The following is a 12,712-nucleotide window of genomic DNA, read 5'->3' as shown; positions in this document are numbered from 1 at the left end:
GTAATGACAGGCCGCTTTTGCGACGTAATTGCGGGATTATAACACGAAGTGCGGACGATCTCTGCTTTGGCATCTCAGATAGGTTGGAGCGTGACGCGGGTAACGTTATACTGCGGTTCTCATTCACTTTTCGATGCAACCGAAACGCTATGTCAGTTTTTGCTCTCGTCGCCATGTTGGCCTATCTGTTCAGCCTTGCACTGATTATTCCGAGCATCATCCGGAAGAACAGCGCATACCGGCGCTTAGCACTGATGTCTGTTGTGGTGGCACTGGTTTGCCACGCCGTGGCGTTGCAGCAGCGTATTTTTGATGTCAGCACCGGCCAGAACCTCAGCCTGGTCAATATCGGCTCGGTAGTCAGTTTAATCATCGGAACGGTAATGACCATCGTCGCCTCGCGCAATCGCGGCTGGTTCGTTTTGCCTATTGTTTACAGTTTTTCGCTGATCAATCTGGCGTTCGTGACGTTTCTTCCGGGTGAGTTCATCACGCACCTTGAGGAAAGCAAAGGCTTACTGGTACATATCGGCCTGGCATTATTCTCTTATGCTACGCTGATGATTGCCGCTCTTTATGCGTTGCAGCTGGCATGGCTGGATTATCAGCTGAAGAATAAACGCCTGACGTTTACGGCTGATATGCCGCCGCTGATGAGTATTGAACGCAAACTTTTTCACATCACCCAGATTGGCGTGATTTTACTGACACTGACGCTGTGCACCGGATTACTGTATCTGAACAACCTGTTCAGCCCGGAGAATATCGACAAGGCCGTCTTATCGATACTGGCATGGTTCGTTTATATCGTCCTGCTGTGGGGCCATTATCACGAAGGCTGGCGTGGCCGTCGCGTGGTATGGTTCAGCATGGCGGGCGCCATCCTATTGACCCTTGCCTATTTTGGCAGTCGCCTGATCCAGCAAATCATGGTTCATTAATTAAAAGGAATACCCGTTGGAGCACGTCTCAACAACAACCCTGATCATCACATTGATCATCATGGTGGTGGTTTCGGCTTATTTTTCAGCCTCCGAAACCGGTATGATGACACTCAACCGTTACCGGTTACGTCACCTGGCTAAACAAGGTAACCGCGCGGCGCGGCGCGTCGAAAAGCTGTTAAAACGCCCGGATCAGCTGATAAGCCTGGTACTTATCGGCAACAATCTGGTCAACATCCTTGCTTCCGCTCTGGCAACCATTGTGGGTATCCGTCTGTACGGCGATGCCGGTGTGGCAATTGCCACGGGCGTCCTGACATTTGTCGTTCTGCTGTTTGCAGAAGTGCTGCCTAAAACATTTGCCGCACTGAATCCTGAACGTATCGCCTTCCCGAGCAGCATTTTGTTGCGTCCGCTGCAGACCATTATGATGCCGCTGGTGTGGATCCTTAACAGTCTCTCGCGTTTGCTGATGAGAATGTTCGGCATCAAAACCACCACCAGCCTCAGTGATGCCGTCAGTAAAGAAGAACTGCGTACCATCGTGAACGAGTCTCGCTCCAATATCTCGCGCCGAAATCAGGACATGCTGCTTTCCGTGCTTGATCTGGAGAAAGTTTCTGTTGATGACATCATGGTGCCGCGCAATGAAATCGTTGGTATTGATATCAACGACGACTGGAAGTCGATTATTCGTCAGCTTACTCACTCGCCTCATGGCCGTATTGTGCTTTATCGGGACTCACTCGACGACGCAATTGGGATGTTGCGTTTGCGCGAAGCTTATCGCCTGATGACCGAGAAAAAAGAGTTTACCAAAGAAAATCTGCTGCGCGCCGCTGATGAGATTTACTACATTCCGGAAGGCACCCCGCTGAACATTCAGTTGGTAAAATTCCAGCGGAATAAAAAGAAAGTGGGCATCGTGGTTGATGAATACGGTGATATTCAGGGGCTGGTCACGGTTGAGGATATCCTCGAAGAAATCGTCGGCGATTTCACAACCTCAATGTCACCGACGCTGGCTGAAGAAGTCACGCCACAAAGCGATGGTTCAGTGCTGATTGAAGGCAGTGCGAACGTGCGGGAACTGAATAAAGCCTTTAACTGGCATCTTCCCGCCGAAGAAGCAAGAACGATCAACGGCATGCTGCTGGAAGTACTGGAAGAGATCCCGACAATCGGAACCAGCCTGCGCATTGAAGATTATGAAGTTGAGATCCTGGATGTACATGACAACATGATTAAACAGGTGCAGGTCCGGCCATTACAACCGTTGCAAAGCACTGTAAATCAGCACTAACCTTCTGAATTTCAGACATAAAAAAGACGCGAACTTCGCGTCTTTTTTGTCATCAACACCAACTAAAAACTAGATGTGCAGTTCAGACAATTTCTCTTTTGGCAGAGCCAGATCATCGTTACGGTTCACGACAACATCATGATCGATAATGTGTTGTGCGATTTCCTGGGCTTCCTGCAGGGAATGCATTTCGTAAGTCCCGCACTGGTATTCATTCAGCTCTGGGATCTGGCGCTGTTCTTTCACTTTCAGAACGTCAGCCATTGCTGCTTTCCAGGCGTCAGCAACCCGTTGCTCTTCCGGCACACCGATCAGGCTCATGTAAAAACCGGTACGGCAACCCATCGGAGAAATATCAATGATTTCCACACCGTTACCGTTCAGATGATTACGCATGAAACCCGCAAACAGGTGCTCAAGCGTATGGATACCACGTTCCGGCATCACTTCAATGTTCGGGCGGCAGAAACGCAGATCGAACACAGTGATGGTATCCCCGTGCGGGGTATTCATGGTTTTTGCGACGCGAACAGCAGGTGCTGCCATACGGGTATGGTCTACGGTAAAGCTATCCAACAGTGGCATATCGTCACCTCTCCTAAATAAATTAATTTTTTTTGCGAACTCAGGAAACCTTTTCCCAGCATGCGGGTCTTAATTAGTGAAAGACGCGCATTTGTTATCATCATCCCTGTAAACAGAGATGTTTATTTGGCCACATTAATTGTGGCCTTTTTCTTTTCTACTTATCACTACTGCCTGCATTTGCAGCCAGGTATTCTTCAAAGCTTAGCTTATCACTGGCTTCCAGGTTGCGCTGACGCTGCCATGAACCATCCTGCTCAGCCAGCAGGGCACTTTCATCCAACACTTCCAGCGGTTCACTCACCAGCATCTGCCGATATTTTTCCGCCAAGTCCAGCCCGAGGTTACCGAGGCCCTGCTGTTTCAGATCTTTGAGGATGCGGGCAGAATAAGTCAGTTCAGGATCATCAAACGCAGCAGCTAACTCTTTACACACATCCTGGTAAAGATGATCACCGTTTTGATTATCCATGACCTGAGCCACCCGATTCAGATCAGCAAACAATGCTTTGCCGACGCTGGCTAATGGCTGACGTTCATCGTTACACCCAATACCAATTGTCTGACCCGGTTTACGCCCTTCAAGGATGACGCGGTTCCAGTTTTTGCGCGTACAAAGCAACTCATCACTGTTCATTTCCGGCGCATCGGCTAAAGCACACCATACCAAAAACAGATCCAGGAAACGCGCCTGGGTTGCATCGATACCGACTGGCGAGAACGGATTAACGTCCAGCGAACGGACTTCAATGTATTCAATCCCGCTGCGCATCAGCGCATCCGAAGGGGTTTCACCCGATTTGGTGACGCGCTTAGGCCGGATTGGCGCATAAAGTTCGTTCTCAATCTGTAACACATTGGTGTTCAGCTGGAGATACTTGCCGTCCTTTTTCACCCCCATTTCCGCATATTCAGCAGACGGTGTGCGGATCGCTTTCTTCACACCCTGAACATAGGTGTTCAGATCATTAAAAGTGATACCCAGATTGCTCTGCGACTTATTCGTATACCCTAAATCACTCAGGCGCAACGATGTCGCATAAGGCAGATAACACAAACCGCCTTCGGTATATTCAAAAGGCAGATCCGTTACACGGCCTTTCAGGAATGAGGAACAGATTGCAGGCGACGCACCAAACAGATACGGGATCACCCAACCAAAACGGTAATAGTTTCGGATGAGTTTGAAATAACCTGCAGAGATGGCCTCTTTCCCGCTTTCGGTATCGGTAACACCCAACCGCTCCTGCCAAAACGTCATTGGCAACGAAAAATTGTAATGGATGCCGGAAATTACCTGCATCAGTGCGCCATAGCGGTTTTTCAGGCCTTCGCGATAAAGCGTCTTGAAACGCCCGACATTCGAGGCGCCATATTGTGCCAGTTCAATATCCTGCCCTGATTCGATAAAGCACGGCATGCTGAACGGCCACATACGCTCGTCACCAAGCTCACGGGCCACGTGACGATGAATATCACGCAGAAACGCCATCAGATGTTCAATATTGTCATCGACGGGCGTAATGAATTCTAATAAGGCTTCAGCAAAATCGGTGGTGATCCAGCGATGCGTCAGAGCTGAACCTAAAGATTCCGGGTGTCCCGTCGTCGCTAATGAACCATCAGGATTAACCCGAAGCGTTTCACGCTCGATACCACGACGAATACCTTTTAATGCCTGAGGGTGGGCTTCCAGCCAGGAAAGCGCCTGAGATACATCCGGGATCAAATTGACCTCCCGTTCGGTGAAACCATTAATTTGCAAGCATACTGAATCTGCATAGATGTGACCATAATTGATAGCTGATGCCAATCTAACCGAACCATGAGAGCCCCTCCAGCGTTACAAAAGTCAAAAGTATGTAACGCACCGCTTTTCCGATAAGCATGAAAAAGACTACAGGCCCCCACGGCATTCGCAGCCAACCTGCTAATACACACAACACATCACCCATCACCGGTAACCAACTTAGCAATAATGCCGGGGGTCCGAAGCGCTTCAGCCAGCCTCGTGCAATATTGAGTCCACGCTGAGGCTTAAGCTGTGGCAGAAAGCGTCCGATGATGACGTTGGTTATGCCGCCTAAGGTATTGCCAACAGATGCAGACAAAACCAGTGCAGCTGGCATTGCGCTGCCAGCTGACAATAAAGCCACTAATAAAACTTCTGAATTTCCAGGCAGTAATGTGGCGCTTAAAAAGCTGCTGCCGAATAAGGAAGCCAGCGCCAGGGCGCTACTCACAGCTTACGTACGTCCACAAAATCCATATTGGCGCGTTTTGCTGCCTCAATACCGAAATCTGCATCTTCAAAGACGACACATTTTTCAGGAGGCACGCCGATCAGCTCCGCACAGCGCAAAAACGTGTCCGGTGCCGGTTTGTGGTTCTTCACATCGTTGGCACCTACAATCGCATCAAAGTAATCGCGCAATCCTAAATGTCGTAACAATGCATCCGCCATCCAGTGCTCGCTGCCTGTTCCTACCGCCATTGGCCGGCGCCCATGATAGGATTTGACGACATCAATTAGCGGTAAAGGCCGCACGGTATCGAGTAACATTTCCTGCACTGCAGCCGTTTTCTCAGCTGCAAGAAGATGGGGATCCATCTCAACATTATTACTGTCTATAACAAACCTGGCGATGTGCCAGGTCGGAGAACCATTCAGAGCAACCATGGATGCGACATCAAACTGCATATTGTATTTGGTCAATACCTGATGCCATGCCTTACGGTGCGTAGGTTCGGTATCCAATATGGTGCCATCCATATCAAATATTAGCCCTTCGTATCGATCGTACATCGGGATGCTCCGTGATCACGAAAAAACTGGAAAACTACTTTATCGCAAAGTCTGTAGAAAGTCGCATTTTGTCCACGTACACAGCACATACGAACACGTCAGAAAGGCCAGAAAAATGAAAAAGAAGAGGGAGAAACAGCTGCGAAATGTAAAAAGCAAAAAACCCGCCGAAGCGGGTTTTCTAATCTGGTGCACCGAGGAAGATTACTCGGCAGGGCCTCGCTCTGCGGGCCGTTGCTAAAGCAACGTTATTTTCCTTCGTGCTACCTTCATGCCGGAGGACTCTATACGAAAGCCGTCGCTCAAACATGTTTAGAATATGGTGCACCCAGGAAGATTCGAACTTCCGACCGCTCGGTTCGTAGCCGAGTACTCTATCCAGCTGAGCTATGGGTGCAGGGGGGTAATACTGATTTTTTTTCGGGAAATACTTAGAGAAAGAATGGTGCACCCAGGAAGATTACTCGGCTATCGCCTCGCCCTGCGGGCCGTTGCTTCAGCAACGTTATCTTCCTTCGTGCTATCTGCATGTTGAGGACAATGTAAAATCTTATCATCGCTTCAACATACACAAAATATGGTGCACCCAGGAAGATTCGAACTTCCGACCGCTCGGTTCGTAGCCGAGTACTCTATCCAGCTGAGCTATGGGTGCATTTTGATTCTTACTGCAGATTTACCTGACCATTTTCCTTACTGCATCCGCTTTTGCGTTTGCCCGTCACGCTCATTTGATTGCAAATCAACATACGTTCAGGAAAGTATGGTGCACCCAGGAAGATTCGAACTTCCGACCGCTCGGTTCGTAGCCGAGTACTCTATCCAGCTGAGCTATGGGTGCATTTTAAATGGCGGTGAGGCGGGGATTCGAACCCCGGATGCAGCTTTTGACCGCATACTCCCTTAGCAGGGGAGCGCCTTCAGCCTCTCGGCCACCTCACCATACGCCTCTTTCGAGTGTGCTGACTAACTTTGTTCAAGCTCATCGGCACTGCGTGGCGCACATATTACTTTCTGGCCCTTATAAGTCAAACCCTTTTTTCCTAACAATCACCCGTTTGGACATTTCACGCGCAACCTGAGCAGTTTGAATGCAAAAAATGACCGTGAACGCGAAAAAAACGCCTTCATTTTCAGGAAAAGACAACACGGGAGATAAAACACAGGAAGAAATTAAAAAAGAAAATGCAGGGAAACGAAGGAGGGATAAGTGATAAGACACATAAAAGAGGTTCAGCGCCTCGCCATTAGCGAGACGCCTCGTAAATCAGTAACTCGACTGTTGAGACTTTTCAGCCTGAATACGCTGATAAATCTCTTCACGGTGAACAGAGACCTCTTTCGGCGCATTCACACCAATGCGCACCTGATTACCTTTAACACCTAAAACGGTAACAGTAACCTCATCGCCAATCATGAGGGTTTCACCAACTCGGCGAGTTAGAATAAGCATTCTTTGCTCCTTGAATAATTAAAAGAGTCGGGTCTCTCAGTTTCCCGGCCATTATCGATCATAAGCGGGTAAAACGTAAGCCATGACCCCTACATAAAATGTAAGCAGCCTGCAACTTCAGCCATGTGTACTTTAAGTTTAGCCGATATCATCATTGTCGCGACTTTAATCGCGAAGCTTACAGCGCCATTAAGACTGAAAACGCCATACAGCACAATAGATTATGGCGTTTTCATGGTTAGCTATTTATTTCTTATTACAGCTTAGCTTCAACCCAGGCTTCAACCGTCGCCAGAGCGGCAGGTAATGCCTGCACATCACTGCCGCCTGCCTGAGCCATATCTGGACGACCGCCGCCCTTTCCACCGACCTGCTGTGCCACAGAAGCAATCAGCTCACCGGCTTTAACACGATCGGTCAGATCTTTCGTGACACCAGCAATCAGGCTGACTTTATCATCAGCAATGGTTGCCAGAACGATAATCACTGATCCCAGCTGATTTTTCAGGTCATCAACCATCGTACGCAGAATTTTAGGCTCTACGTTATCCAGTTGACGAACCAACAGCTTAACCCCTTTCACTTCTTTCGCCTGGCTGGACAGTGAGGCACTTTCCTGCGCGGCTTGCTGACCTTTCACCTGCTGAAGTTCTTTTTCCAGTACACGTGAACGTTCAATCAAAGAACGGATTTTATCGGTGATGCTGTTCACATCGCCTTTCACCAAATGCGCCACATCCTGGAGCAAATCGCTTTGCTGATGCAGTGCATTAATCGCGTTTTCACCGGTAATCCCTTCAATACGACGAACACCAGCTGCAGTACCGGATTCACTCTGAATACGGAACAAACCGATATCGCCAGTACGGCTGGCGTGCGTACCGCCACACAATTCGGTAGAGAAATCCCCCATGCTCAGTACACGAACGCTGTCTTCATACTTCTCACCAAACAGCGCCATTGCCCCTTTTTCTTTCGCTTCGTCCAGATCCATGATGGTGGTCTGGATAGGCAAATTGCGACGGATCTGAGCATTCACCAGATCTTCTACCTGACGGATTTCTTCTGGTTTCATTGCTTCAAAATGCGAGAAGTCGAAACGCAGATAGTTATCGTTAACCAGAGAGCCTTTCTGAGCCACATGCCTGCCCAGCACCTGACGCAGCGCAGCATGCAGCAAGTGCGTTGCAGAGTGGTTCAGACGGATGCGGTCACGGCGTGCGGCATCAACTTCTGCTTCGACACTGTCGCCGACACTCAGTTTACCCGCGTTCAGTGCGCCCTGATGGCCGATCGCTTTACCATATTTCTGGGTATCAGAAACAGAGAAGATGCCAGCAGCCGTTTTCAGAACGCCTTTATCACCCACCTGGCCACCAGACTCACCGTAAAACGGCGTATCATCCAGAACCACAATAGCATTAACGCCAGCCTGAATATCATTCACGGGCTGACCATCGACAAACAACGCCACGACTTTGGAATGGCGCTGCAGATGTTCGTAACCGGAGAACTGAGTGACGCCATCAACACGCACCATGCTGTTATAGTCCGCGCTGAAACCACTGGACTCACGCGCACGGCGGCGTTGAACGTCCATCGCTTTTTCGAAACCGGCCTCATCCACTTTCAGATTACGCTCCCGGCATACGTCAGCAGTCAGATCCAGCGGGAAACCAAAGGTGTCATACAAACGGAAAGCAATTTCGCCGTCCAGAGTGTCGCCTTCCAATGCGGACAATTCTTCGTCCAGCAACGCCAGTCCACGTTCCAGGGTACGGGCAAACTGTTCTTCTTCGGTTTTCAGCAGTTGCTCAACCATCGCCTGCTGTTCTTTAAGTTCCGTCGCAGCCGGACCCATAACTTCAATCAGCGGAGCAACCAGTTTGTAGAAGAAAGTGTCCTTCGCGCCCAGCATATTGCCGTGACGGATTGCACGACGAATGATACGACGCAGCACATAGCCACGGTTTTCATTCGATGGGATCACACCGTCCGCAATCAGGAATGCACATGAACGGATATGGTCAGCAATAACGCGCAGTGATTTGTTGGTCAGATCGGTCGCGCCAGTGACGTCTGCCACTGCCGCGATCAGTTTCTGGAACAGGTCGATATCGTAGTTGGAGTTCACATGCTGCATAACCGCCGTGATACGCTCAAGCCCCATCCCGGTATCTACAGATGGTTTTGGCAGAGGCAACATCGTGCCGTCAGCCTGACGGTTGAACTGCATGAACACCAGGTTCCAGATTTCTATATAACGGTCGCCATCTTCTTCAGCAGAACCCGGAGGGCCGCCCCAGATGTGATCGCCATGATCATAGAATATCTCAGTACAAGGGCCGCACGGACCGGTATCGCCCATCTGCCAGAAGTTATCAGAAGCGAATGCACCGCCTTTATTATCGCCAATGCGGATAATACGTTCTTTTGGAACGCCGACTTCTTTCTCCCAGATGTCGAAAGCTTCGTCATCAGTCTCATAGACGGTGACCCACAGCTTCTCTTTCGGCAGGTTGAACCACTTTTCGCCGGTCAGTAATTCCCAGGCGTAGTTGATGGCATCGTGCTTAAAGTAATCACCGAAGCTGAAGTTACCCAGCATCTCGAAGAAGGTATGATGACGTGCGGTATAGCCGACATTTTCGAGGTCATTATGCTTACCGCCCGCACGTACACAACGCTGAGACGTGGTGGCGCGGTTGTAATCGCGCTTATCCAGACCGAGGAAAACGTCTTTAAATTGGTTCATCCCGGCATTGGTAAACAACAGTGTCGGATCGTTTGTCGGGACAAGCGAACTGCTTGAAACAATGTTGTGTCCCTTACTATGGAAGAAATCGAGAAACGCTTGACGGATCTCAGCGGTGCTCTTGCTCATAAATGTCCCGGAATCATGCTGGAAGAACGGCTCTTGAGCCGGATAACGCTGTATATGACAGCAATCTGTACAGCTCACGAACGAAAAAGTGCGGATAAGATAAAATTTCTGCGCGGGGAAGTAAAATACCGTATGCGGTCAATCGTCAAAATCGCGATAAATAGACTGTATTTCTTCCTGAAAGAAGCCCCGATAGAGTAAATAACGCAGAACTTTCGATTTTTCCTTCCAGTCGGTCGGTAAATTTTCACCAAATTTCCTGACTGCTAAATCCCGTGCCAGAACACACCAGTCAACATCAGTATTTTCCAGCGCCACGGTGATGATTTCTTTATCGACACCTTTTTGCAGTAATTCCGAACGAATGCGCACCGCACCGTAACCTTTGTGACTGCGACCAGAGATATAGCGGCTGGCAAATTTGGCATCATCGAGCCAATGATGTTGATAGCAGTAATCAATCACCGCCTGCACATGTTCTTCCGAAATGGCTTCTGGCACAGGCCGTGGCTCAGGTTTACCTCTCACCGCTTCTTCGTCAGCAAATGCACTTTGCTCCGGCTTTTTACGCGATAACCCACTGTTTTTCTTATTCTGAGGTTTAACAAAAGGCATCGGTGGAGTGAGCAACTTACGACGCAACTCGGCTTCACCGTGATCACGCTGAGAAAGCAAACGCATAGCGCGGTTCATCAGCGTGTTGATTTTAGCCGCATCACCCTCTTTTTTTGGGGGCTCAAACAGCGTGGACTCACTGTTCTGCGCCACTTCTTCCAGCAGTTTTTTCAGGTCGATAATTTTTTCATTGGGCGCTTTTTCATCGTGCATAAGGTTTCCCCTGATATGCAAAATGCCAGTCTGGAAACCAGACTGGCATTTTAACGACTTCTGAAAGTCACGGATAACTATCCCCTGCCTTCAAATGTCTCTGTCAGACAACCGCGAAATTAAAATTCTTCGCTGGTTTCCATATTGTCGTCAGCATCTTCAGCAGTGGTCGCAGCACTCAGCTCACCGGTACCGCTCAGCAACATATCACGCAGTTTTTTGTCCAGCTCTGCAGCGACTTTCGGGTTTTCTTTAAGGTAGTTGCAAGAGTTTGCTTTACCCTGACCAATCTTCTCACCGTTGTAGCTGTACCAGGCACCGGCTTTCTCGATCAGTTTGTGCTTCACGCCCAGGTCGATCAGTTCGCCGTTGATATTGATACCTTCGCCGTACATGATCTGGAATTCAGCTTGCTTAAATGGCGCTGCGATTTTGTTCTTTACAACTTTCACACGCGTTTCGCTACCGACAACCACATCACCTTCTTTGATAGCACCAATACGACGGATATCCAGACGTACAGAGGCGTAGAATTTCAGGGCATTACCGCCGGTAGTCGTTTCCGGGTTACCGAACATTACGCCGATTTTCATACGGATCTGGTTGATGAAGATCAGCAGGGTGTTGGCGTTTTTCAGGTTACCGGCAAGCTTACGCATTGCCTGGCTCATCATACGTGCTGCAAGGCCCATATGAGAGTCACCAATTTCGCCTTCGATTTCAGCTTTTGGTGTCAGTGCTGCCACAGAGTCAACGATGATAACGTCAACGGCACCTGAACGGGTCAGCGCATCACAGATTTCGAGCGCCTGCTCTCCGGTATCTGGCTGTGAACACAGCAGGTTATCAATATCTACACCCAGTTTTTTAGCGTAGATAGGGTCCAGCGCATGTTCTGCATCGATGAACGCACAGGTTTTGCCTTCACGCTGTGCAGCCGCGATAACCTGCAAGGTCAGTGTGGTTTTACCGGACGATTCAGGACCATAAATTTCAACAATACGGCCCATTGGCAAGCCGCCAGCACCTAACGCGATATCCAGAGACAAAGAGCCGGTAGAGATCGTTTCGACGTCCATGGAGCGATCTTCCCCCAGACGCATGATGGAGCCTTTACCGAATTGCTTTTCGATCTGGCCCAGTGCTGCAGCTAACGCTTTTTGCTTGTTCTCATCAATAGCCATTTTTACTCCTCGTCTGATACAGGGGAACATCCCGCCTGCATCATTGAATATAATTTATGTACAGGTAATTGGCAGTAATTATACTGTATGCTCATACAGTATCAAGACTAATTTTTAATAAACTCATCCAATGCTGTTTGTAGCGAAAAAACAGCGGCTTGCAAACGCACCGCTTCGCGATCGCCGGAAAAATGCTGTTTAACCATCAGAACATGCCCGTTTTTACCGGCAAAACCAAACCAGACAGTGCCGACAGGTTTTTCTTCGGAACCGCCATCAGGACCGGCAATACCGCTTACCGAAACGGCAACGTCCGCGCCCGCTGCGTGCAGAACACCCACTGCCATTTCATGCACCACCTGCTCACTCACCGCACCATATTGTTCAAGCGTGCTTTCGCGCACACCCAGCAATTCATGCTTGGCCGCATTGCTGTAAGTGACAAATCCGCGATCAAACCAGGCGGAACTGCCAGCAATATCCGTGATGGATTTAGCAATCAGCCCGCCAGTGCAGGATTCTGCGCATGTGATCCATAGTCCGTGTGCTTTAAGCGCAGCGCCGATTTCCACACTCAGCTCATGTAAACGTTTCTCGTCCATATTCCCTCCTGGCAGGTCATCTGAAACTGACCTGATGTTAGCATTTCTCTTCAGGTCTGTGAGTCATGTCGACGCGTTTTGCGCGATGTATTCCGAATTGGCATAAAAACAAAAAAGAAGGGC

The 12,712-nt window shown here is 49.3% G+C and carries 12 protein-coding genes and 4 tRNA genes; 3 read left to right on the top strand and 13 right to left on the bottom strand.

What is annotated here, in order from left to right; all coding sequences use genetic code 11:
- Positions 1-149 precede the first annotated feature (149 nt).
- The gene (locus J1781_RS18030; protein WP_129954606.1) at positions 150-941 is read left to right on the top strand and encodes a cytochrome C assembly family protein; all 792 of its coding nucleotides are present in this window, start codon (positions 150-152) and stop codon (positions 939-941) included.
- Between the two features lie 16 nt (positions 942-957).
- Positions 958-2,247, top strand: coding sequence for an HlyC/CorC family transporter (locus J1781_RS18025; protein ID WP_217220888.1), 1,290 nt, complete (start codon positions 958-960; stop codon positions 2,245-2,247).
- Between the two features lie 69 nt (positions 2,248-2,316).
- On the opposite strand, the gene luxS is transcribed toward J1781_RS18025, so the two are convergent.
- The 8 genes from luxS to J1781_RS17985 form a co-directional block, all read right to left on the bottom strand.
- Complete coding sequence (luxS, locus tag J1781_RS18020; protein ID WP_129991587.1) at positions 2,317-2,832, bottom strand: S-ribosylhomocysteine lyase; 516 nt, start codon at positions 2,830-2,832, stop codon at positions 2,317-2,319.
- Positions 2,833-2,989: 157 nt separating this feature from the next.
- Positions 2,990-4,561, bottom strand: a complete 1,572-nt coding sequence (gene gshA, locus J1781_RS18015) for a glutamate--cysteine ligase (protein ID WP_129954603.1) — start codon at positions 4,559-4,561, stop codon at positions 2,990-2,992.
- Between the two features lie 85 nt (positions 4,562-4,646).
- Positions 4,647-5,075 carry a YqaA family protein gene (locus J1781_RS18010; RefSeq protein ID WP_217233976.1) on the bottom strand — a complete coding sequence of 143 codons (429 nt, stop codon included), beginning with the start codon at positions 5,073-5,075 and terminating at the stop codon, positions 4,647-4,649.
- Positions 5,072-5,638, bottom strand: coding sequence for a fructose-1-phosphate/6-phosphogluconate phosphatase (gene yqaB / locus J1781_RS18005; protein WP_129954601.1), 567 nt, complete (start codon positions 5,636-5,638; stop codon positions 5,072-5,074). The genes J1781_RS18010 and yqaB overlap by 4 nt, the downstream gene beginning before the upstream one ends.
- 320 nt (positions 5,639-5,958) lie before the next feature.
- Positions 5,959-6,035: transfer RNA gene (locus J1781_RS18000), tRNA-Arg, on the bottom strand.
- A 181-nt stretch (positions 6,036-6,216) separates the two neighbouring features.
- A tRNA-Arg gene (locus tag J1781_RS17995) sits at positions 6,217-6,293 on the bottom strand.
- 109 nt (positions 6,294-6,402) lie between these two features.
- Positions 6,403-6,479 (bottom strand) — tRNA-Arg (locus tag J1781_RS17990).
- 8 nt (positions 6,480-6,487) lie between these two features.
- Positions 6,488-6,580 (bottom strand) — tRNA-Ser (locus J1781_RS17985).
- Positions 6,581-6,729: 149 nt separating this feature from the next.
- Between J1781_RS17985 and J1781_RS26350 the strand changes: the two genes are divergently transcribed.
- A complete protein-coding gene (locus J1781_RS26350) occupies positions 6,730-6,852 on the top strand; it encodes a hypothetical protein (protein WP_255466753.1) in 123 nt (40 codons plus the stop codon).
- Between the two features lie 53 nt (positions 6,853-6,905).
- On the opposite strand, the gene csrA is transcribed toward J1781_RS26350, so the two are convergent.
- The 5 genes from csrA to pncC form a co-directional block, all read right to left on the bottom strand.
- Entirely contained in the window at positions 6,906-7,091 is a 186-nt protein-coding gene (csrA, locus tag J1781_RS17980) for a carbon storage regulator CsrA (RefSeq protein WP_000906486.1), read from the bottom strand.
- 256 nt (positions 7,092-7,347) lie between these two features.
- On the bottom strand, positions 7,348-9,975 hold the full coding sequence (gene alaS / locus J1781_RS17975; protein ID WP_217233975.1) for an alanine--tRNA ligase: 2,628 nt from the start codon (positions 9,973-9,975) through the stop codon (positions 7,348-7,350).
- 138 nt (positions 9,976-10,113) lie between these two features.
- On the bottom strand, positions 10,114-10,668 hold the full coding sequence (gene recX, locus J1781_RS17970; protein ID WP_238483350.1) for a recombination regulator RecX: 555 nt from the start codon (positions 10,666-10,668) through the stop codon (positions 10,114-10,116).
- A 254-nt stretch (positions 10,669-10,922) separates the two neighbouring features.
- On the bottom strand, positions 10,923-11,987 hold the full coding sequence (gene recA, locus J1781_RS17965) for a recombinase RecA (RefSeq protein WP_095923507.1): 1,065 nt from the start codon (positions 11,985-11,987) through the stop codon (positions 10,923-10,925).
- A 107-nt stretch (positions 11,988-12,094) separates the two neighbouring features.
- Entirely contained in the window at positions 12,095-12,589 is a 495-nt protein-coding gene (gene pncC / locus J1781_RS17960) for a nicotinamide-nucleotide amidase (RefSeq protein ID WP_129954598.1), read from the bottom strand.
- Between the last annotated feature and the right edge of the window lie 123 nt (positions 12,590-12,712).

The sequence above is a fragment of the Rahnella perminowiae genome (assembly GCF_019049695.1).
Taxonomy (GTDB): domain Bacteria; phylum Pseudomonadota; class Gammaproteobacteria; order Enterobacterales; family Enterobacteriaceae; genus Rahnella; species Rahnella perminowiae.
Note: the sequence above shows the minus strand (reverse complement) of the source record. Positions and strands in the feature narration are given on the sequence as shown.